Source organism: Neoehrlichia mikurensis (assembly GCF_019186785.1).
In the GTDB taxonomy this organism is placed as follows: domain Bacteria; phylum Pseudomonadota; class Alphaproteobacteria; order Rickettsiales; family Anaplasmataceae; genus Neoehrlichia; species Neoehrlichia mikurensis.
On the sequence record NZ_CP066557.1, the window covers coordinates 71,659 to 94,101 of the forward strand.

The 22,443-nt window shown below is 26.6% G+C and carries 16 protein-coding genes and 1 tRNA gene; 10 read left to right on the forward strand and 7 right to left on the reverse strand.

Annotated elements, in window-relative coordinates:
* Window positions 1-217: 217 nt before the first annotated feature.
* The 5 genes from lepA to truB are packed head-to-tail and all read right to left on the reverse strand — an operon-like array spanning window position 218 to window position 6,424.
* The gene (lepA, locus tag HL033_RS00295; protein WP_218194129.1) at window positions 218-2,011 is read right to left on the reverse strand and encodes a translation elongation factor 4; all 1,794 of its coding nucleotides are present in this window, start codon (window positions 2,009-2,011) and stop codon (window positions 218-220) included.
* Between the two features lie 32 nt (window positions 2,012-2,043).
* Window positions 2,044-2,847 carry a class I SAM-dependent methyltransferase gene (locus tag HL033_RS00300; RefSeq protein WP_218194130.1) on the reverse strand — a complete coding sequence of 268 codons (804 nt, stop codon included), beginning with the start codon at window positions 2,845-2,847 and terminating at the stop codon, window positions 2,044-2,046.
* A gap of 8 nt (window positions 2,848-2,855) precedes the next feature.
* Entirely contained in the window at window positions 2,856-5,186 is a 2,331-nt protein-coding gene (gene pnp / locus HL033_RS00305) for a polyribonucleotide nucleotidyltransferase (protein WP_218194131.1), read from the reverse strand.
* Between the two features lie 43 nt (window positions 5,187-5,229).
* Window positions 5,230-5,511, reverse strand: a complete 282-nt coding sequence (gene rpsO / locus HL033_RS00310) for a 30S ribosomal protein S15 (protein WP_218194132.1) — start codon at window positions 5,509-5,511, stop codon at window positions 5,230-5,232.
* Between the two features lie 25 nt (window positions 5,512-5,536).
* On the reverse strand, window positions 5,537-6,424 hold the full coding sequence (gene truB / locus HL033_RS00315; protein WP_218194133.1) for a tRNA pseudouridine(55) synthase TruB: 888 nt from the start codon (window positions 6,422-6,424) through the stop codon (window positions 5,537-5,539).
* 252 nt (window positions 6,425-6,676) lie between these two features.
* Here truB and HL033_RS00320 point away from each other — a divergent pair, with 252 nt between their 5' ends.
* A complete protein-coding gene (locus HL033_RS00320) occupies window positions 6,677-7,708 on the forward strand; it encodes a rod shape-determining protein (protein ID WP_218194462.1) in 1,032 nt (343 codons plus the stop codon).
* A gap of 1,002 nt (window positions 7,709-8,710) precedes the next feature.
* Here HL033_RS00320 and mreC read toward each other — a convergent pair.
* Window positions 8,711-9,514, reverse strand: a complete 804-nt coding sequence (mreC, locus tag HL033_RS00325) for a rod shape-determining protein MreC (RefSeq protein ID WP_218194134.1) — start codon at window positions 9,512-9,514, stop codon at window positions 8,711-8,713.
* A gap of 89 nt (window positions 9,515-9,603) precedes the next feature.
* Here mreC and HL033_RS00330 point away from each other — a divergent pair.
* The 4 genes from HL033_RS00330 to HL033_RS00345 all read left to right on the forward strand — a co-directional run bounded on the left by HL033_RS00330 (window position 9,604) and on the right by HL033_RS00345 (window position 14,411).
* Window positions 9,604-9,677: transfer RNA gene (locus tag HL033_RS00330), tRNA-Arg, on the forward strand.
* Between the two features lie 53 nt (window positions 9,678-9,730).
* Window positions 9,731-10,903 carry a cation:dicarboxylate symporter family transporter gene (locus HL033_RS00335; protein ID WP_218194135.1) on the forward strand — a complete coding sequence of 391 codons (1,173 nt, stop codon included), beginning with the start codon at window positions 9,731-9,733 and terminating at the stop codon, window positions 10,901-10,903.
* A gap of 5 nt (window positions 10,904-10,908) precedes the next feature.
* The gene (gene tsaB / locus HL033_RS00340; protein WP_246575369.1) at window positions 10,909-11,493 is read left to right on the forward strand and encodes a tRNA (adenosine(37)-N6)-threonylcarbamoyltransferase complex dimerization subunit type 1 TsaB; all 585 of its coding nucleotides are present in this window, start codon (window positions 10,909-10,911) and stop codon (window positions 11,491-11,493) included.
* 1,034 nt (window positions 11,494-12,527) lie between these two features.
* Window positions 12,528-14,411, forward strand: a complete 1,884-nt coding sequence (locus HL033_RS00345; protein ID WP_218194137.1) for a peptidylprolyl isomerase — start codon at window positions 12,528-12,530, stop codon at window positions 14,409-14,411.
* Between the two features lie 438 nt (window positions 14,412-14,849).
* Here the strand turns inward: HL033_RS00345 and HL033_RS00350 are convergent, their stop codons facing one another.
* Window positions 14,850-16,052 carry a pyridoxal phosphate-dependent aminotransferase gene (locus tag HL033_RS00350; protein ID WP_218194138.1) on the reverse strand — a complete coding sequence of 401 codons (1,203 nt, stop codon included), beginning with the start codon at window positions 16,050-16,052 and terminating at the stop codon, window positions 14,850-14,852.
* A 138-nt stretch (window positions 16,053-16,190) separates the two neighbouring features.
* Here HL033_RS00350 and HL033_RS00355 point away from each other — a divergent pair, with 138 nt between their 5' ends.
* The 5 genes from HL033_RS00355 (at window position 16,191) to HL033_RS00375 (ending at window position 21,363) form a co-directional block, all read left to right on the forward strand.
* On the forward strand, window positions 16,191-16,796 hold the full coding sequence (locus HL033_RS00355) for a peroxiredoxin (RefSeq protein WP_218194139.1): 606 nt from the start codon (window positions 16,191-16,193) through the stop codon (window positions 16,794-16,796).
* A 9-nt stretch (window positions 16,797-16,805) separates the two neighbouring features.
* A complete protein-coding gene (gene trxB, locus HL033_RS00360; protein WP_218194140.1) occupies window positions 16,806-17,747 on the forward strand; it encodes a thioredoxin-disulfide reductase in 942 nt (313 codons plus the stop codon).
* A gap of 881 nt (window positions 17,748-18,628) precedes the next feature.
* A complete protein-coding gene (locus HL033_RS00365; RefSeq protein WP_218194141.1) occupies window positions 18,629-19,270 on the forward strand; it encodes a hypothetical protein in 642 nt (213 codons plus the stop codon).
* 865 nt (window positions 19,271-20,135) lie between these two features.
* Window positions 20,136-20,663 carry a hypothetical protein gene (locus HL033_RS00370; RefSeq protein WP_218194142.1) on the forward strand — a complete coding sequence of 176 codons (528 nt, stop codon included), beginning with the start codon at window positions 20,136-20,138 and terminating at the stop codon, window positions 20,661-20,663.
* 187 nt (window positions 20,664-20,850) lie between these two features.
* A complete protein-coding gene (locus HL033_RS00375) occupies window positions 20,851-21,363 on the forward strand; it encodes a hypothetical protein (RefSeq protein WP_218194143.1) in 513 nt (170 codons plus the stop codon).
* Window positions 21,364-22,443: the final 1,080 nt, after the last annotated feature.

Genomic DNA, 22,443 nt, shown 5'->3' on the forward strand with positions numbered 1-22,443 from the left:
TTCTATTGATTAAATAAAATTATAAATATATTATTTATAATTAAAACTATTTTTTTTATTTTACAAATATGATACTTATGATGTTCTATTGTCCATCATCAATATCATAAAAAAATAACTATTAATAAAAAAATTTGTAAAATTAAAGCATAGTTTCTTACATTACAATAAAACTTATTACAGTATACTTTGATAATAAGCAAAGAATACATTTATGTTAATCTTGTACTTTTAATGCCTGAATAAATGCATTTTGAGGAATATTAATATTACCAATAGATCTTAATCTTTTTTTTCCTTTTTTCTGTTTTTCCAATAACTTCATTTTTCTAGTAACATCACGTCCATAAACCTTTGCAGTAACATCTTTCCTATATGGTGCTATAGTTTCACGGGCAATAATTTTTCCTCCTATTGCTGCCTGTATAGCAATCTTATACTGCTGTCTAGGTATTAATTCTTTTAATCTATTACATATTTCACGTCCTCTAATCTCTGCTTTCGTTTTATGAACAATACAAGAAAGAGCATCAACAGGCTCAGAATTTATTAAAATACTTAATTTAGCGATATCACTATCTATGTATTCATCCATATCCCAATCTAAACTTGCATAACCTTTAGATACAGATTTTAATCTATCATAAAAATCAAATACTATTTCAGCTAATGGAAGTTTATATTTTAATAGTGCTACATTTCCCGTATATGACAAATCATTCTCTTCACCACGCTTATTATTACATAATAAAAGCACAGCACCTAAATATTGATCAGGAACCATAATAGTTGCTAAAATCCAAGGCTCCTTAACATTTATAATATCACACATTTCAGGTAAATCATTAGGATTACAAACATCTTTTACTTCATGATTTTTAGTAGTAATTTGATAAATTACACTTGGAGCAGTAGTTATTAAATCTAAGTCAAATTCCCTTTCAAGTCTTTCCTGAATTACTTCTAAGTGCAACATACCTAAAAATCCACAACGAAACCCATATCCAAGAGCGTTAGAAGACTCTAGAGCAAATGTAAAACTAGCATCATTAAGGTGTAATTTCTTCAATGCTTCACGTAAACATTCAAAATCACCTGCTTCACTAGGGAATAAGCTGCAAAAAACTACAGGACGTATAGTACGAAATCCAGAAAAAATCTCATCACATCTTCTACCTTCTTCAGTGATAGTATCACCAACTTTACAATCTGCAACTTCCTTAATAGAAGCAGTGATAAACCCAATTTCACCAACAGATAACTGATCAACTATTTGTTTACGAGGTGTAAAAATACCAACATTATCAACTTGATACACAGCATTACTACAAACCATAAGTATCTTCATTCCCTTTTTTATAATTCCATCTTTAATACGAAGCAATATCACAACTCCAAGATATACATCATACCAACTATCAATTAAAATAGCCTTTAATGGGCTATTTAAATTTCCACTAGGAGCAGGAAGCTTATTAACAATTGCTTCTAATATATCCTGAATTCCTATTCCTATCTTTGCAGATGCAAGAATTGCATCATTTGTATCAATACCTATTATTTCCTCAATCTGTAATCTCACTTTTTCTGAATCAGAAGCAGGTAAATCAATTTTATTCAATATAACAATAATTTCATGATTACTTTCTATAGCTTTATATACATTTGCCAGAGTTTGTGCTTCAACACCTTGACTACTATCTACTATAAGTAAAGAACCTTCGCAAGATGCTAAGCTTCTACTAACCTCATATGAAAAATCGACATGACCAGGCGTATCCATTAAGTTTAGACAATATATTTCTCCATTTTTAGCTCTGTAATTTAACCTTACAGTTTGAGCTTTAATTGTAATACCACGCTCTCTTTCAATATCCATAGAATCAAGAACTTGATTCTTCATTTCCCTTTGTTCTAATCCATTACACTCTTCTATTAAACGATCAGCTAAAGTAGACTTACCATGATCAATATGAGCAATTATTGCAAAATTTCTTATATTATTTATCATGAACTATCCTAAATAAGAATTTATTATACATATTACTGATTAACTCCTTTTAATATAATAATCTCAAATACTGCTGACACATTTATTCCATCACTTGAAAAAAATTCCTTATATAAATTCCATGTATTATCAATAATTTCTCTTGTTAGTGATTTACTATCATCTCTAGCACTTAAAACATTACCTTCTCCCATATTTTTTAAATCATGAAGCAAAATATATATATCATCATACTTAAATTTAATAACATCAATATCTACTACTAAATCTGTATAGCCACTATTTTGCATTAACAGTATTGCTTCTTCGGGCTTAATAAATGGAAGTATTCTAGGTGCAACACCACGACTCATTTCTGCTCTAATAAAAGACATTTTCAACTCAAACAATGTCTTACTTCCAAAAAGTGTAGCAATTAAAATACCCTTCTTTTTTAATAAATTGCGTATATTTCTTAATACATTTACTAAATGATTAACATTATGCAAAGACATGTTACTAACTACAACATCAAAAGTATTTTCTTTAAAAGGCAAAGCTTCATCATCTGCTACAACCTTATACCCAAATTTTACTTTTGATAAGAAGCCATAAGATATATCAGATTGCAAAACTTGATTTACATTAGATATTACCTTCTTTTGCAGCAAATTTTCTAGCAATGTACCATTTCTACATCCTAAATTTAGTAAAAAACATTCCAAATCAAGATGTAAAAACAGCAACCTATCTACTATTATACCTACTATTTCATCAAATAAAACACCGGAATAAAGACCATTCTCAATGACTCTATCTTTATAAGATTTTACAAGACTTCTATTAAATATAGGCATTTACATCACTAAAAAAACCTTGGCTTTTTTGGCACAGTAACATCATTACCATTACGATTGTTATAACGATTATTCCCATCACCATAATAATTAGAAGAAGAACGACGAGAAGAAGTACGACTATTATTTCTCCTTTTATCACCACGATTACCATAATCTTTTATTGCACTTCCTCCCCCATGAAAGTCATCAGAAAAACTTTTTTTTGGAGGATTATACAATTCGCCTTCAATCATATCCCCAGTATCCTGATTAACTCTACGTATAGACAATTGAATATATTCTCGATCAATATCTATTACTAAAACTTTTACTTTATCATTTAAAGATAAAACTCCTTCTACTGAGCTTATATGCTCATTTTTTATTTCACTAATATGAACTAATCCTTTTTTACTTCCTAAGAAATTTATAAATGCACCAAATTTTACAATTTCAGTTACCACCCCATCAAAGACTTTACCTATTTCCGGTTCTGTAACAGATTCAAGAATCATATCCTTTGCTTTTTCAACAGCACTATTATTAACAGCATAGATCATAACTACACCTGTTTGTAAAATTTCAATTTTTGCACCAGTTTTTTCACAAATATCTCTGATATTCTTTCCCCCTGTACCTATAAGACTTCTTATTTTATTTTTATCAATAACTATAGATTCTATTCTAGGAGCATGATCCTTAATTGATTCACGAGCCTTATTAATAACTTCATTCATCTTATCAAGCAGATGAATCCTCCCTGTACGTGCCTGAAGTAACGATTGCTTTATAACTTCAAAACTTATACCACAAATCTTCATATCCATCTGTAAAGCAGTAATACCTTCAGATGTACCCGCAACTTTAAAATCCATATCACCTAGACAGTCCTCATCTCCCAATATATCAGACAATATGATACATTGATCCTGCTCTTTAATAAGACCCATAGCAATTCCAGCAACAGGAGATTTTATAGGAACACCTGTATCCATTAAAGCAAGAGAAGTACCACATACTGTAGCCATAGAAGATGATCCATCTGATTCTGTAATTTCAGAAACCACTCTAATAGTATATGGGAAATCTACTTTATCAGGCAATACAGAATGAATAGCTTTCCAAGCAAGCTTACCATGACCTATTTCTCTTCTACCAGGAGGACGTAAAGCTGAAGCTTCACCTACTGCATAAGGAGGAAAATTATAATGCAATAAAAAGTTTTCTCTCCGATCACCATCAAAATCATCAACTATCTGCTCATCTTGAGGAGTACCTAAAGCAGTAATAACTAATGCTTGTGTATTGCCACGAGTAAACAAAGCAGAACCATGAGCCTTAGGAACAATGTCTATTTCCATTTCAATTTGACGTATTTCATCAAACGACCTGCCATCTATTCTTTTCTTATGTTTAATGATATATTCCCTAATTAAAGATCTTTCAAATACCTTAATAGCATAAGTAATATCTTGCTCTAAATATTTTACCCCTCGTTCTTCACAGTTTTCTTTTAAATGATTAAATACCTTTATTCGCAACTCATCTAATTTTAGAGTTCTTATTATTTTATCTTGCTCAGAATATGCAGACAAAAAATCATCACTATAAAGACTACCAATAATTGATAAATAGTTACTAACATCATAAGATGCAAATTCTTCACAAGATTTACCAACTACATTAGAAAATTCTTTTATTAAACTGATAACTGGCTGACAACTCTTATGAGCAAAAGTCATTGCATCTAACATCTGATCTTCTGCTAATTCACAAGCCGCAGACTCAACCATCAAAACAGAATCTTCATTACCGGATAAAAATAAATCTAAACAACTATCATTCATATCCTCAACCGAAGCATTTAATAGGTATTTATCTTCTTTCTTTAAATATCCAATTCTTGCACCAACAACAGGCCCATTAAAAGGAATACCTGATATTGATAAAGCCGCAGACACACCTATTAATGCCACAGCTTCTGGAGGACTAATTGTATCATATGATAGCAAATTACATATAACACTTACTTCATCACAAAACCCTGAAGGAAACAACGGTCTGATACTTCTATCAATTAACCTTGAAACTAACATTTCTCTATCAGAAGGTTTCCCCTCTCTTTTTAAAAACCCACCTGGTATCTTACCTATAGCATAACTCTTTGCAATAAACTGCACAGTTAATGGCAAAAAATCAACAGGCTCCTTGGATTTTCCTATTACTACAGTTGCTAATACTGAAGTGCCACCATAATTCACAACAACAGAACCACTTGCCTGACGGGCAATTTTACCACTTTCTAAAACTAAAGTTTGCCCTCCCCATTCTATAGACTTTTTTATTATATTAAACATATTACTAATTCCTATTCCTACAAAAAATACCTATATAAACCAATTAATGAAAAATATCTCTAATGCCTAACTTTTTTATTAAGTTTAAATATGCTTCATTACCATATTTCTTTTTAATATACCGCAGCTCCTTACGTCTCTTACACACTAAAACTATTAAACCTCGCCTACAATGAAAATCCTTTTTATGAATTTTTAGATGCTCAGTTAAATTACGTATTCTTTCTGATAAAAGTGCACACTGCACATAAGAGGAACCTGTATCATTCTCCTTGATACGATATTCAGCAATTAATTCACTTTTTTTTTTAGATGTAATTGACATAAATAAAAAACCAAATTTACTAATTTTATACATTAAAAACACGTACTGGCTTTATAACCTTATCTATTATGCTACAAACGGCTACTGGTATATTACCTGTACTAACATAACACATATCATACTTCTCCCATACATACAAGTCATTTAACTGCACATTTTGACCATTTTTTACCTTTTTCATATCCTCATCACTTATATATACGTGTGGCATATTATTCATAATACAATGCAATGGTAATACAATGTTATTATGTTTATTAATATTATACAAGGATTCAAGCTCATTTAAATTGACAGCATCTTTTTCAAAAAAACAACCGACTCTTAATCTTCGTAAATTTAACACATATCCAAAACACCCAAGTTCTATACCTAAATCTCTTGCAAGAGACCTAACATATAATCCCTTATCACAAGTTACAGTAAAATTTGATGTATTATTTTTTTTATCTACAGAAATTAATTCCATTTTAATTACACGCACAAACCTAGGTTGTAAAGTAATACTACTAAAATCTTTTCTAGCTATCTTATAAGCCCTAGTACCATTAACATTAATCGCAGAAAATTTAGGAGGAATTTGCTTGATAACTCCTTGAAATTTTTTCATAGCTTCCATAATATCTGCGTATCCAGGTTTAAAGGAGCTTTGATCAATAATTTCTCCCTCTGCATCATCTGTTGAGCGCTGACACCCCCATTGTACAGTAAATGTATAAGACTTTACAGAATTCACAGCATAACTCATCACTTTTGTAGCTTCACCAATAGCTATAGGAAGTACTCCTGTAGCTAAAGGATCTAAAGTACCAGCATGCCCAGCTTTTTTTACATGAAAAATTTTTTTTAATTTATTAACAGCACCTGCAGAACTTATTCCATAAGGTTTATCTAAATTTATCCACCCATACATAGGTAAGTTTACTTTTAATAATTAAATTTCTTAATTGCAAAAAAAATATTATAAAGTATAATGCTAGCATTATTTATACCAGGGTGCAATATAATAACATTAGCACATATAAAGAAAAACACTATAAATGCAGATAATATTGATATATACTTAATTTACATATTTTAGGCACATGTACTAGTTATGACATATTTATCAAAACCATTTAAAGCACAAGTGAGTAATTTTCTACAGAAATGTAGCGATATTTTAATGCTAAAACACTTATTTGCAAATGATCTTGCAATCGATTTAGGTACAGCAAATACACTGGTATACGCAAAAAATAAAGGTATAGTGCTTAATGAGCCATCTGTTGTCGCATTATTACAAGAAAAAGGAAGTTATGTACCTTATGCATTCGGTACAAAAGCAAAAATGATGTTAGGAAAAACCCCTGGAAGTATAGCAGCAATTAGGCCACTAAAAGATGGAGTAATAGCTGATTTTAAAGGCGCAGAAGAAATGATAAAATTCTTTATAAAAAGTGTCAATAAATGTAAAACTATTAATAGTCCAAATATAATTATCTGTGTTCCATCAGGATCAACTCCTGTTGAAAGACGTGCTATACAAGATGCGGCAGAAAGTGCTGGAGCACATGAGGTATTTTTAATAGAAGAGCCTATGGCTGCAGCTATAGGTGCAAATTTGCCAGTTATTCAACCTGAAGGATCAATGATCATTGATATTGGAGGTGGTACAACTGAAGTAGCAGTTATTTCACTGGGAGGAATTGTATATTCACGATCAATACGTGTAGGAGGTGATCTTATGGATGAAGCAATCATTTCATATATAAGAAAACACCACAATCTACTCATTGGAGAAACAACTGCTGAAAAAATTAAAAAAAGTATAGGATCAGCTGCTCCTCCTACTGAAGGAGATGGTGATATAGTAACAATTAAAGGAAGAGATTTAATACATGGTATACCAAAAGAGATGCCGCTATCTGAAAAGCAAGTTGCTGAAAGTTTAATAGATCCTATTAATCAAATTATATCAGCAATAAAAGTAGCTTTAGAATGCACGCCACCAGAATTATCATCTGATATTGTAGACAAAGGCATTATAGTATCAGGTGGTGGGGCAATGCTTAGAAATTTAGATAAAGTTATTAGCAAAGCAACAAGCTTACCTGTTTTTATTGCTCAAAATCCCTTATGCTGTGTCGCATTAGGAACTGGCAAAGTGCTTGAAGAAATGAATAATTTTTCCCATATACTATTTAAGCAAAATTAAAATAACTTTTACTCCTGCAAATAAATCATAAACTCCGTATTCCGCGTTAAATATGCAGCGCATAGTAATATACGCTTATAAAAGTAATTAATTTTGCCTCAGTAATAAGTAAAAGCTTACTTATTAATAAGTAAAAAATTATTGTTATTTAAAATAATCAATCCTTATCAAGGTAAAAATATTACCTAAATTTATCTTATATAAATTGATATTTAATAAATAATGAAAACATTGTAACTCATAAATAGCAAATACCTTATATGAAAGAAATAACTAAAATTCAAAAGCAAAGATTAAGTACTATCTAATCAATAAAGAACTTGTATTCTATAATAGATAAAAACAACTTTCAAAATACCAATAATTAAATTAATATGTAATATTGTCTTAACTCTTCACTTACACAACAAACAAAACTTCCGCTAATATTATTAAATATATTATTCTTATAAATAATCATTTGTTTTACAAAATAAGTAAATCAATTATAACTCACATATAAAATTATATTTTAAAGTTACAGAAATGGTTGCATCTTAAGAAAAAAGATCATTTTACCTATACAATGTTAACTAACTTAATAAAGTATAAAAATATTATAATAATTAGTATCTATTTTTTTCTTCTATTAAAGATATTCAAGATGGAGAAATTGTAATAACAATGGGAGATAATAAGAATTTTCCTTATGGTATATATGTAAACAATGTATTAAATTATAACTTATAGAGTTTATCAAAATATTACAAATACATAAAATAACAAGAACTACATACTATATTAAAAGCTTCTTATAAGTCTTATTAACATAATCTTAATGCCATACAAGTTTATTTAAATGAGCATAGATTTTTTAAGTAAAAACTTTAGTTATCTTTTTTTATAGCAAAGTACATATCTATTATTATTTACTGTTATGATATAATTCTCAAAATAATCCTACAGCATGGTATACATAAAGGAATAATTAAAAAATGATAGTAATTTATAAAAAATAATGTTTCACTGTAAACTTAAGACACTTACAAAATTTAACTCCTGTAAATTTACATTTGTAATTACATTATTTTTTAATACATTGCCTACATATATACCATAAGGAAAATTCTTATTATCTCCCATTGTTATTACAATTTCTCCATCTTGAATATCTTTAGTAGAAGAAAAATATGTTAATTTCAGCTTTTGATCAATAGAACCAGTCATAATAGCATTTATCCCACTCTCAACTATCATAACTGGCACATGAAAATCTTTATCTGTAATAAGTAATATACGTGAAACATGATTTCCTACATCTACAACTTTACCAACTAACCCATGTTCATTTACTACTGCTTGATTAGCTTTTATACCACTTTCACTACCAATAGGAATAAAAGCAAAGTTATTTATCCCATTATATACTACACTACTTATAATATGAGACGTAATATACTTTACATTACCATAATATGATAAAAAATTTAGTAACTTTTTAAGTTGTAAATTCTCCTCGTATAAGGTCCTCATTAATAGTATATTTTGATTTAATACATTACTGTGAAACTCATAGGGTGTTATTGTATTTTTAAATGTATTAAAGTGTTGTTTTAAAAAAATATCAAAATTATTAACAATAGTCAGACTTTTATCTACAATAACAGTACGTACAAATTTTATTGCATTATTATATGTAAAATTAGTAATAAATAAAGCTATACTAATTACAATAAAAAAATATACTCGAAATTTAAAAAACAAAGCTGAATATTTATAAATAACATTACTTAAATTATTTTTCTGTTTAATATTAAAATATTTCATTATATTACAACATTTTTTATTTACATATTATCAAAAAATTTTATTTACATATACTATTATATAGCTATTATTTTAGTCGTGTTTAATCAGCACCCTTAGCTCAGCTGGATAGAGTTTTTGACTACGGATCAAAAGGTCGGGCGTTCGAATCGCTCAGGGTGCATTTTGCAAAGTTTATAACATGAGCTACATATCAATGCCATTAAAGTTTATAACATGAGCTACATATCAATGCCATTAATGCTAATAGTAATAATAACCTGCTCTTTTGCATTTGCAGACTTAATACCATATTATATTAAGTCAATGGCATATTCTTTAAGTTTATCTATTAAGGAAGTATTAATATTTACATTGCCATTCATTGTTTTTTCTCTTATTTTTCATGCAATTAATCAATTGCAAAGTAGTAATGCTTTTAAAATTATGATTTTACTAGTGGTTACAATAACAATTTCCAATACAGTATCTGTTCTTATTGCTCTTTTTATAGGTATTAAAGCTACTGCTGTATTTTCTCAAAATAATATTATACCTCATACAATAAATCACGGCATTCTTGAGCCTTTATATAAATTTCACTTGCCAGTAATTATTAGTAATAGTCATGCTTTAATATTAGGGATTTGTTCTGGAACTATACTATCAAAAATAAAAAAGGATAAAGCAGCAAAGATAGCACAAATGTTATCACAAATTAGCATGTTTATTTTAAAAAAAATATTTATACCAATAATACCAATATTTATTATTGGTTTCATATTTAAAATGCATGACGATAAAGTCTTATCATATTTATCAGAGCATATAATAATACTATCCATTATTTTTGCGTGTGCTTATGTCTATGTGATTATTTTATATATTGTTAGTAATAATTTTATTTTACATAAAGCAATGCTATCCATAAAAAACATGTTTCCAGCAGTTATATTAGCGTTTAGTACAATGTCAAGTTTAATTACAATGCCTATAACTTTATCTGCAAGTCAAAAAAATTCTAATAATGAAATCGCAAATATAGTGATTCCTAGTGCCACAAACATACATTTAATTGGGGATTGTTTTTTTATAGTTATTTTATCATTATTAATATCTTCAGTTTTTAAAGTATATCCTATTAGCAATACTGATTACTTATTTTTTATAATTTATTTTGTAATATCAAAATTTGCTGTTGCTGCATTGCCAGGTTCAGGAATAATAATAATGCTTCCTATATTAAAGCAGTATTTACATTTTTCTCCTACAATGATTTCATTAATTACAATATTGTATTTAATTTTTGATCCTATTATTACTTCAATAAATGTTTTCGGCAATGGTGCATTTGCGATATTGTTTTTTAAAATTTATAAATTTTTACAAAAAAAAGGAAATCTCTTGTGAATATCATGAGCATAGATACATCTAGATCCATATGTTCCGTTGCTATTTTAGATGAAAAAAATAATATTTTTTATAAAGAAAACTCTTTACACAATCAACATACTAAAGATTTATTCTCATTAATTCATTCAATATTTGAAGAATCCAAAAATAACTATAATAGCATTACGGATATAGCTGTAGTTGTAGGACCAGGCAGTTTTACAGGCATCAGAGCAGGAATAGCCGCTGCTCAAGGAATACAATTGACAACTAATATTACAGTTCATGGCATTAGTACATTAGAAATGCAAGCCTATTCCATACATAAATTCATAAAAAATACAGATAAACCCATTAAAGCTATAATAAGCACACATCATACAATTTATACTCAAATTTTTACATCAAATATACTACCACTAACTAATATTAGCATAGTGAGTAATAGCGATACACATGAAAACAGTCATATTACTTATAAAAATATTCCAGAAATTACAATAAATGCTAAAACTGCAGCAATGACATTAGTGCATAAAATTAACAACAAATTACCATCACTAAGTTTAATTCCTATATATGAAAACACAAACTTTAAAAAAATATAACTAGATATATTAGTAGCTAATCAATTTATTAGCACTATAGCGTATATCTGTCCTGTACAAATTAACAATTATAGATAAATTTAAACACCTTGCAATGCATACCTTTTTTATATATTAGTTATAAAAATATCAATTAAAACAGTAACTTGAATTTATAAATACCATTCTTAAGTAGAACAAATACTTAAATATCATTCTACTTTTTTACTAATTCTTGATTACTTTATAGACACTTTTTCATTAAATACTTAAGATTTTGTAATATCTACTCTATAGTTTATATATAAAATTGTGTTTATTAAACCTAATTTTTTCTATAGGATAATTCTAATAAAATTTAATTGTTATAATAAAAGTTATAAATAATATTTTAAAAATATTTTTTAGCAAAACAAAAAGCAAACACAAAAATTTATCATTTTTTATATCAATAACTTAATAAATGAAATCTAATATAAATCTGGAACTTAAAATTCTTATCTAATAAATATCAATCATCATCTAGTGCTATATATTTATGAATTGTATTGCATAATAATATAAATTATATTACGTAATATAATCTAATATATTAAATTCTTTTAATTAATTATTTTACGTAATCTGTTATTTTAGCTTTTTATACAATCTATTTTTTAACAAATTCAATATTTACAATCAATAAAATTAATATACCTATTACTTTAACTATAAAAGTAATACATTTCTTTAAAAGAAAAATAAATATAATAAATTATCGTTAATACAAACAATTATGTACTTCTATATTATCACAACACAAATTAGCACTATAAATACTTTTAGTCATAGTATTTATAAAAAGGTATAAAGCTAAACAATAGATTATAAAAAAAATACTAAAGGTTAATGTATATGTTAATATTAAATCTTAACTTATTGTTAATAATATATAACATTCTTCACTAACTATTATTTTAATTTTACATAAAAGTGATTATTAAGCTAGAAAACGTTTGCACATGAGATTTTGTTTGCTATATTAATGCAAAATATTCAATTATGTTGATGAGCTTATGAAATTAAAAGGTGTTTTTATCAAATTATTGTTAATAGTATTACTATGCTCTTTAGTATTCATTACATTTGGAAACTATTTTTTATCAAATTATAAAAATGAAAAATATGTAGCTACTGTTGGAAGTAGTAAAATATCTCTACAAGAATTTCAGACTGCTTATAATAATGAGTTAACATATATACAACAGCTTATCAATCATCAATTATCTGATGAACAAATTAATCAGTTTCACATTAAGTCCTCTGTCTTACATAAGTTAATAGAAGAAAAAGTTTTACAAAAATTAAGTCATGATCTTAATTTAAAAATCGGGAAAGAAAGTATATTGGAGTACATTAAAGGTATTAAGTATTTTCATGATAGTAATGGAAAATTTAGCAAAGAAAAATTTCAGCAAACACTTTCAAGTGCTGGTATTAGCGAAACATCATATATAAGCAGTTTACATAATTCATTTCCTATTGCAATATTAATGAATTGCTTATTTAGTGATGCAGCAAATGTTTATCTACAATACAATGATAACATTCTTAAAAAAATATTTAAAGATCTACATCAGTCACGCATAGTGGATATTATTGAAATTTCTCTCAAAGCAATTAAAAATGTGCCTATCCCTGATGATAAAGATTTAAGGAATATTTATGATAAAAGCAGTAAAGATCTATCTTTTCCAGAATATAGAGCTGCAAAGTATATAGCAATAAGTGAAGAAGATTTCATTCATAAGGTAACTGCTTCTTCAGAAGAAATCAGTAATGATATAAAAAATAATGAATTAGATAACCAGGTAGACATCTTTAATTTAGTGTTTTTAACTCAAAAAGAAGCTGAATCTGCTTATCAATTGCTTAAAGAAGGAAAAAGTTTTAATTCAGTAGTTAGTGATGTTGCAAAAACTACATTACAAGATATAACTTTAAAAAATATTACAAAAAACATGCTGCCAGATAATATTAGAGGAATTGTTTTCAAATTAAAAGAAGAAGAAATAAGTGGTGTTTTACATAGTGTATTCGGATGGCATATTATAAAAATAAAAAGTATACATAAAATCTCTGATGATAATCTAAAAGAATTAAGTGCGCAAGTATCATTAAATATAAGAAGACAGAAAGCTTCTGATTTATTAGCTAAATTTGTAAAAGAAATCAATAATCAAATTCATCAGGGAATATCTTTAGAAAAGTTAGCAGAACTACATAAATTAAACATTAATTCTATAGCAAGCTTCGATATTAACGGCAATGATGCAAATGGCAATCTCGTTAATATGCCAAGTTTTCTAGATAAAAAAGATGACTTTACAGTAGTAGCATTTTCATCACAATTAAACAAACCTTCTAGTTTTGTAAGTAGTGGCAACGGTTATTTTAGCATAAATGTAACAGAGGTTACTCCTCCTCGTAATAAAACTTTTGAAGAAAGTAAAAATATTTTAATTAGTAAATGGCAAAATACTTTTAAAATAAACGCAATGTATACATTAAGTAAAGATTTAGCAGAAAAGTTTAAATCTGGGAATAATGTTGAAACAGATGGTGTATCATTAAAAAAAGATCAAAAAGTAAGTAAAATAGATGTTGCATCCACTGATAATCCTGGACAAGATTATCCTTATGGATTAGTAAATGATATTTTTAATATAAATATAGGCGATTCTACTACTGGGTTTATGAATGCTAATAACAGTAAGCTTTATATAGCAATTCTCAAAAAAATTAATACACCACAAGAAATTAAAGAATTAGATTTGATACAATTTAAAACACAAGTTAACAATAATAATATAGATTCGTTAAAAGATCAGTTACTTAAATATTTAATGAAAAAATATTCCGTACAAGTAAATCAAGAATTAGTTAATAAAGTAAGATAGTATTTTGTAAATTTTATACATCAATAAGGTAACCTATTGTGAACAATAAAGATTATTATAAAAAGCTTATTAATAATACCACAACAACATAATTCAAGTAATTAATCATAAAACATGAATATAAAATTATAAATAAGATTTTATATAATTTATTAAAAATCTTATCACTTAATTTAAGTAATAAGAAGATTGTAATTACTTAACATGATGCATTATTGTTAATGCAATAACATAAAGTTTGATACAATTTAATTGTTAAACTTTCGTACTAAATTTAGCCTCTTAGTTGTTTATATTTTAAATATTAATTGCTATTATATCAGTTGTATCTTCATGACACCATCATAGCTATTATATACCAATGATTTACAATAAAGCTATATATCAGTGATTAATTTTTATATATAATGTTTTTGTTACTGTAAATTATAAATCCCATTACGATACACTATATAGATCTGTACAAGCTTGAGTAATTCTCTCACATGCTCTTAATAAAAGCTTATTAGATGTTGCATATGATATTCTGAAAAAATTTTCAGCACCAAAAGCACTACCTGGAACAACAGCAATATTATAATCTTGAAGTAAATATTTAGAAAAATCAGTACCATCTCGTATTATCATGTTATTTTTAGATTTCATACCTATCATTTTTTCACAAGATACAAATACATAGAATGCTCCTTGAGGAGAAATAGCAGATAAGCCAGGAGCATGGTTTATCATATTCATGACTATATCACGTCTTTCAGAAAATAATTTTAATCTTTCTTTTAAAAAATCTTGATCCCCCATTAATGCTTCAATTGTTGCAGCTTGAGCTATAGAATTAGGATTTGTTGTACTTTGAGATTGTATCATAGAAATTGCTTTTATTACTTTTTCATTACCAGTAACATAACCTATTCTCCATCCTGTCATAGCATATGCTTTTGATACCCCATTCACTATAAATACTCTATCATATAAAGAAGGTTCTACTTGTACAATATTAAGAAACTTTACACCGTAAACTAATTTTGCATATATATCATCTGTCATCACATGTACATGTGAATACTTAAGTAATACTTGAGCAATATCTTTTAATTCTTTTTTTGTGTATACCATACCTGTAGGATTATTTGGAGAATTAATAATTAGCCATTTAGTATTCTCAGTAATTGATTTTTCAAGTAATTCTACACTTATCTTAAAATTTTCATTACAATTAATAGTAACAGGTTTACCTCCTGCAATTTTAACAATATCAGGATAAGAAACCCAATACGGGGATGGTATAAGCACTTCATCATTAGGATTCAATGTTGACATAAACAAATTATATATACACTGTTTAGCTCCTGTCCCAACAGAAATTTGATTAATGTTATATTTGATGCCATAATCTGCATATATCTTATAAGATATTGCTTCCTTTAGTTCTACAGTACCATCAACAAGTGTATATTTTGTTTTTCCAGCATTAATCGCTTTAATAGCTGCCTCTTTTACACTATTTGGTGTATCAAAATCTGGTTCACCTGCACTTAATGATATAATATCTACCCCCATTGCTTTTAATTGCATTGCTTTACTTGCAATCTCTAAAGTAGGAGATGGCTTAATATCATTCATTTTATCAGCTATAATTGACATATCTATTCAACTAATTAAAAATAACCCTTAATAATATGTTCATTTTTATAACTATTCAACATTATTAATAAAATTATTGTTGTAATATTATAATTTATATATGATTAATCTTTATAACCATTATTTCATAGGTTTTATATGAATCTTATAACAAAACAAGCTATTGATTTTACAGCAAAAGCTGTAATGCCTAATGATAAAATTTGTGACTTCAATTTAAAACAATACATTTCAGGAAAATGTGCAATTTTATTTTTCTATCCTCGTGATTTTACATTTGTATGTCCTACAGAAATTATATCTCTACATAACAGAATACCAAATTTTACTGAACAAAATACTGAGGTTATTGGCATTAGTACAGATTCAGAATTTTGTCATAATCATTGGCGTAATACTAATATAAACAAAGGTGGTATAGATAAAGTTAGTTTTCCTTTAGTTGCAGATGATTCACATTATATATCACAAAGCTATGGTGTATTGCATGATAATAAGGTTGCACTCAGAGCAACATTTATAATTGATAGTGACTTTATAATTAGATATCAGTCAATTAATGACCTTTCTATAGGACGTAATATAGATGAGCTTATACGTATAATAGATGCTATATATCACCATAAAAAATACGGAGAAGTCTGCCCAGCTGGATGGTCAAAAGGAGAAGCTGCTATGGAAGCATCACAAAACGGCGTTGAACATTATTTAAAATCACATCTTGACAATCTTGAAAAAAATTAGAGATGTAGAATGTCTAAAATTTATACAACAAAAACTTTAATTATAGGGTCTGGTGCAGCAGGATATACTGCTGCTATATATGCTGCTAGAGCAAATTTACAGCCTATTTTAATTACAGGTATGCAACCTGGTGGCCAATTAACTATTACTACAGATGTTGAAAATTATCCTGGTTTTGCTACTGCAGTGCAAGGTCCAGAATTAATGGAACAAATGAGACAACAAACTGCCAATGCTGGTGCTACTATCATACTTGATGAAATTAGTAATATAAATACAAATAAATACCCTTTTGAGTGTATTAGCACTTTTAATGATAAATATATCGCTTATAGTATAATTATTGCAACCGGAGCACAAGCAAAATGGTTAGGTATTAAAAGTGAAGAATTATTTAAAGGAAGAGGTGTTTCTGCATGCGCTACTTGTGATGGAGCATTTTTTAAAGATAAGCATGTTGCTGTAATAGGTGGAGGCAATACAGCTGTGGAGGAAGCTATATATTTAACCAAATATTCCCAAAAGGTATTTCTTATACACAGAAGGGATACATTAAAAGCTGAAGCAATAATGCAGGATAGATTATTTAATAATAAAAAAATTCAGGTTATATGGAATAGCACATTAGAAGAAATATTAGGTGAGCAGAATGTTAGTGCTATAAAAATAAAGTCCATCAAAGATAGTAATATAAGCATTATTAATGTACAAGGAGTATTTATAGCAATTGGCCATTCTCCTAATACTAAGATACTTCGCGATACAAAGATAAATTTAGATAATGATGGATATGTTATTACTTATAATTCTAGTACTGCTACAAGTTGTCCTGGTATTTTTGCTGCAGGTGATGTTCAAGATAAAATATATCGCCAAGCTGTAGTAGCAGCAGGCACAGGATGTATGGCTGCAATTGATGCAGAAAAATTCCTTTCTACCCAAAATATATAATAGTATAAATATTGAAAATTCAGTAATAACTAAACACTTGTTTTCTAAAAACTGTCATAAAATTAGTTTCAATATAAATCTATAAAATGACTATCAATCTATTTTATTATGTTAAGTAAATTTTTTAATAAAATAACACTGATAATATTTATTTAATACATACATGACATATAATACAAATTATCTTAGTTTTATTTTCTTTATAAATTCAATCAACAATAAAATCAAATGTTTATAATACTAACAATTAAGTGTATTAATGGAAAAAATATAAATATATATTAAATAATTTGCAATAAAATAACACTATTGCACTATATCTTAAAAAAATTCTTAAATAACCCTATATTATAGTAAACTGCTTCAGATATTGAATATCGCAGTAACATTATTTACATAAAATAAAGTATTATAAGAACATAATATTATTGCTAAATAGTTAATCTATATTTCATAATAAAAAAACTATCATTCAATTTTATGTTAATGCTTCAGCTACTTTATATAATATGAAATACTGCAAAACAAATCCAAAGTACATAAAAAAGATATATCACTCACATAATCAAAAAGTAATAAATAAGCAATTACCAAATTATAAAATCTCTCTTCTATTATTTATTACAAGAATAACCTAATCTAAACCTTGATAAGAAAGTTTCTCAAATACTATGCATCAAGTCTTGACGTTATTGCATTAATAATAATGAATCATGTTAGTAGTTATAATTCTATTATTATCTAAATATTGATATAGTATTACATGATATTATATTTACTTGCTCTCAATTCACGTTACTTTTTTAATATATTAATATTGACTAAATTTATAACTATAAATTATACTTATAATAAGTTTTTTAATGATAAAAAGGTGTGTAATGGTACAATTTCTATTAATCAATATTCAAACTAGTAATGAATATTTTCAAAAAGGTGATTTCAGTAAAACCTTAGCTCTACCTTTTCCTCCCCCAAACCTATCTAACCAAAATTTAGACATTATATCTCATGAAAAATTCACACGTTACTTTGCTATAAGTTATTCAAAAGAAAAGACAACAAAGTACTCCACTGAAAAAGCTAGTGAAAATATTTATGGTAATATTGAAAGCTGTTTTGGAAGTTATTTTAATTGGAAATGTAAATTAGCAGGAAAAAATATAACAATTAGATATCATGGAACAATCTATGTCAGCAATCCTGATGATGTAAAAATACTACAAGATAAACAGTCTCTTATTTATAGTATTAAAACATGCAATAAATATGATGCCCATATTGAAAACACTAACTATGAATACCAAATTGAGTACAACAAGCATAATTTCACTGAATGTAATAATCATTCAACGTTAGCAGAACAAAATCATCAATATAATGGATATAATGACACATATGACGATGCTACTGAATGTAATAATCATTCAACGTTAGCAGAACAAAAAGAAACTCCTAGCTCAAAATGTAGTATCAAAGATGTATTTTTTTGTTGTTTTTCTAAATCTACTTGCATAAAGTAATAATTATTTTTAAAAGCATTAATAGTCTGTATGTTGATAATAAAACTTTTACTATTATACATCCTATTAATTAATCGTTGTTTTATTTGTATATAATTATATTAATTAGGTTTATAAACAATAAATACAGTACTTTAAATTTGTAAATCTACGTTACATTATTTTTCACACATGTTAATATGCTTGCTACAAAGTAACATTCTCTAAAATGTTACTTTGTCATAGGTTATCTATATAAATACAACAGAAAGCTCATCTGTAACCATAAAATCAATTTTTGATAATTATAAATTATAATACTAATCTAGTGACAATTATTAATCTATAATGTGTATTATCTTTTGAAAAAGTGTACATCCTTGATAAAAAAAATACTGACAATATAAAGATTATGATTATTTTGAATAAAAATAAAGTTAGTTGAAGTATACAGTAATTATATAAATCAATTTGTATTAGAAATATGATACTACAGAAATACTAAAAGATAAACAGTCTCTTAAACTAAGTCAGTATATTGATAAACATGAGCTTTTATTAAATATACTAGTCATGACTGTTATTGCAAAAACCAATAATCAAAAAGCTAAATTTAATAAGAAAGTTTCTCAAATATAATTAACCTGCATCAAATCTTGATGCTATTTCATGAATAACAATGTATCACTATAATACTTCTATGTTAGCAATTTTTAGTATATAAGATTATCCATTATTTAACTAATAGGTTGTATTATACCATTTCAATATAAAGTATTGAATAATTTATAAAAATATCTTGATAAGGCTTCTTATTCAAGTAGGATATGTTAATTTTAAGGTTTAAAATATTAACTAAATATAAGGGATTTTTTAAAAATGTACTATGGTTAAAGCTTTATTAATTAATATTAAGGCTATTAATGAAGATTTTCCAAGCGCTAATTTTAACAAAACTTTAACTCTACGCTTTCCCCCTCCACTGTCTTTTTCTAGAAAAATGTTAAATGCTATACTTAATGATAACTACAAATGTTATTTTGACATAAATTATTATAGAACTATGATAATAGGATATCCTTTATTAAATAAAAAAAATGCTTACAATGCTAAAATTTATTTTTATTGGAAATGCAATTTAATTGGAAAGCATTTTATAATTAAATATAGAGGAACAATTAATGTTAACGATCCTTATGCTATAGGAATACTAAAAGATGTACAGTCTCATATCTATAGTTATCAAATATGTGATAATAGCGATAATGTTATTAAATATAGTGACTATGCATGTGATGTTAACAATACCACTAATCGTAATCTTGCACCACCGCTAAGAGATAATCCTCCAAATACACAATTAAATGGTATCAGATCTTTATACTGCTGTGTTAGTAATACTGCATCACGTTAAATAATAATTTTAAGTATATGTATTTAATTATAAGCACCAATATATCGACTTACATAATATAAATTTTATGTAATTTATATAAATAGATATTCAGCAATTCTTCTATAGTTTTATATTAAAATATAAATATTGACGAAAAAATAAGCAATATTTTATAATCTTATAAGAAGTGTTATTAAGGTGTGCAATGACAAAGGTTATATTAATTAATATTCAAACTAATAAAAAGCGTAATTTTAGTAAAACTTTAGCCGTACCATTTCCTCCTCTTCAATTATCTCAACAAAATTTAAATATCGAATCCTTTGAAAATTATAAAAAGTACTTTGTTATAAATCATTCACAAAATACAGATAATGAAAGTACTTATTCTGCTATTAAAGACTATTCTAAAGATTATAGCTCTTTTGCTTGGAAATTAAAATTAGTTTCAAAAAATATAACAATTAGATATCATGGTACAATGTATACTAGGGATGTTAATTTGGCAGAAATACTAAAAGATGTACGTTCCCATATCTATAGTTGTGAAATACGTGATAATATTGATAATACTATTAAATATAATAACTATGCATGTAGAGCTGACAATACTACTGCTAGTGATCTTGCACCACTACTAAGAGATAATTCTTCAAACACACAATTAAATGGTATCAGATCTTTATGCTGCTGTATTAGTAATACTGCATCACGTTAAATAATAATCTGTATTTATATAGTACTAAAAGCTAAGTATAAGAAAACTCTTAGCTCAAAATGTTATATCACAGATGTATTTTTTGTTGTTTTTTTAAATCTACTCACATAGAGTAATCATTATTTTTATCAGTTAATGTTGCATTAATGTATGATTGCTTTCTCTTTTTTTAAAGTATTAATAGTATGTATGTTGATAATAAAATTTATACCATATACATCCTATTAGTTAATCGTTATTTTATTTGTATATAATTATATTAATGAGATTTATAAATAATAATGTATCACGTTAGTAGTTATAATCTACTTGCCTATTAAATATTAACATGGTATTAATATGTAAGTTTTTATTTGCTTTCAATTTACGTTATTTTTTCTCATATATTGAATTTAGTACATAGTTGAAGATTATACTCGTAGTAGTTATTTATTAATGATAGATGTATAACAGTAGGGCTTTTATTAATTAATATTCAAACTAATAAAAACCATAACATCTAACATTGCTTATTTCTAGCTCTGTCATCAAGTTTGCAATATTTACACTAAATGGCACTTATAACATATAAGAATCCTAACATAAAAACAATATTCATAATGTCAAAAAATTATTCTGATTGGCATATAAAATAGTTGAGATAACTTTATAATTAGATATCGTGGAATAATTAACATTAATAATTCTGATATCATAGAAATACTAAAAGATACAAACAATTTGATACCTATACCTTATAAATACGCGATAATATCAATATTCAATACAGTAGCCATAAATGTCGTGCTAAATATGCTAGCAACTTCTCACAAAAAGAAGAAAAAAATAACAGTGTTTCACGCACAATCAAGTATTTACATAGTTATCTTGCTATATTAGCAAAACTATGTAACGTGGATAATATTTTCTATTTAGCAAATAATATTAATATGTACTCATTTTTTATGTATTAACATTAATGTAATACTCTAAACTTGCAAAGTATATTACATTATTTGCTAATTATATATTAATATACTTGTTAAAAAATAAATCTTTTTAATACCTCTCAAATATCATCTGTCAAATAGTATAATCGTT

What these genes read in the sequence shown, in the direction of transcription:
- HL033_RS00345 (WP_218194137.1), top strand. Translation starts at nt 12,528, where the DNA reads ATGAAATTAAAAGGTGTTTTTATCAAATTATTGTTAATAGTATTACTA.
- HL033_RS00335 (WP_218194135.1), top strand. Translation starts at nt 9,731, where the DNA reads ATGAGCTACATATCAATGCCATTAATGCTAATAGTAATAATAACCTGC.
- HL033_RS00375 (WP_218194143.1), top strand. Translation starts at nt 20,851, where the DNA reads ATGACAAAGGTTATATTAATTAATATTCAAACTAATAAAAAGCGTAAT.
- HL033_RS00370 (WP_218194142.1), top strand. Translation starts at nt 20,136, where the DNA reads ATGGTTAAAGCTTTATTAATTAATATTAAGGCTATTAATGAAGATTTT.
- truB (WP_218194133.1), bottom strand. Translation starts at nt 6,424, where the DNA reads ATGTATGGGTGGATAAATTTAGATAAACCTTATGGAATAAGTTCTGCA.
- rpsO (WP_218194132.1), bottom strand. Translation starts at nt 5,511, where the DNA reads ATGTCAATTACATCTAAAAAAAAAAGTGAATTAATTGCTGAATATCGT.
- lepA (WP_218194129.1), bottom strand. Translation starts at nt 2,011, where the DNA reads ATGATAAATAATATAAGAAATTTTGCAATAATTGCTCATATTGATCAT.
- mreC (WP_218194134.1), bottom strand. Translation starts at nt 9,514, where the DNA reads ATGAAATATTTTAATATTAAACAGAAAAATAATTTAAGTAATGTTATT.
- tsaB (WP_246575369.1), top strand. Translation starts at nt 10,909, where the DNA reads ATGAGCATAGATACATCTAGATCCATATGTTCCGTTGCTATTTTAGAT.
- HL033_RS00320 (WP_218194462.1), top strand. Translation starts at nt 6,677, where the DNA reads ATGCTAAAACACTTATTTGCAAATGATCTTGCAATCGATTTAGGTACA.
- HL033_RS00350 (WP_218194138.1), bottom strand. Translation starts at nt 16,052, where the DNA reads ATGTCAATTATAGCTGATAAAATGAATGATATTAAGCCATCTCCTACT.
- HL033_RS00355 (WP_218194139.1), top strand. Translation starts at nt 16,191, where the DNA reads ATGAATCTTATAACAAAACAAGCTATTGATTTTACAGCAAAAGCTGTA.
- HL033_RS00300 (WP_218194130.1), bottom strand. Translation starts at nt 2,847, where the DNA reads ATGCCTATATTTAATAGAAGTCTTGTAAAATCTTATAAAGATAGAGTC.
- pnp (WP_218194131.1), bottom strand. Translation starts at nt 5,186, where the DNA reads ATGTTTAATATAATAAAAAAGTCTATAGAATGGGGAGGGCAAACTTTA.
- HL033_RS00365 (WP_218194141.1), top strand. Translation starts at nt 18,629, where the DNA reads ATGGTACAATTTCTATTAATCAATATTCAAACTAGTAATGAATATTTT.
- trxB (WP_218194140.1), top strand. Translation starts at nt 16,806, where the DNA reads ATGTCTAAAATTTATACAACAAAAACTTTAATTATAGGGTCTGGTGCA.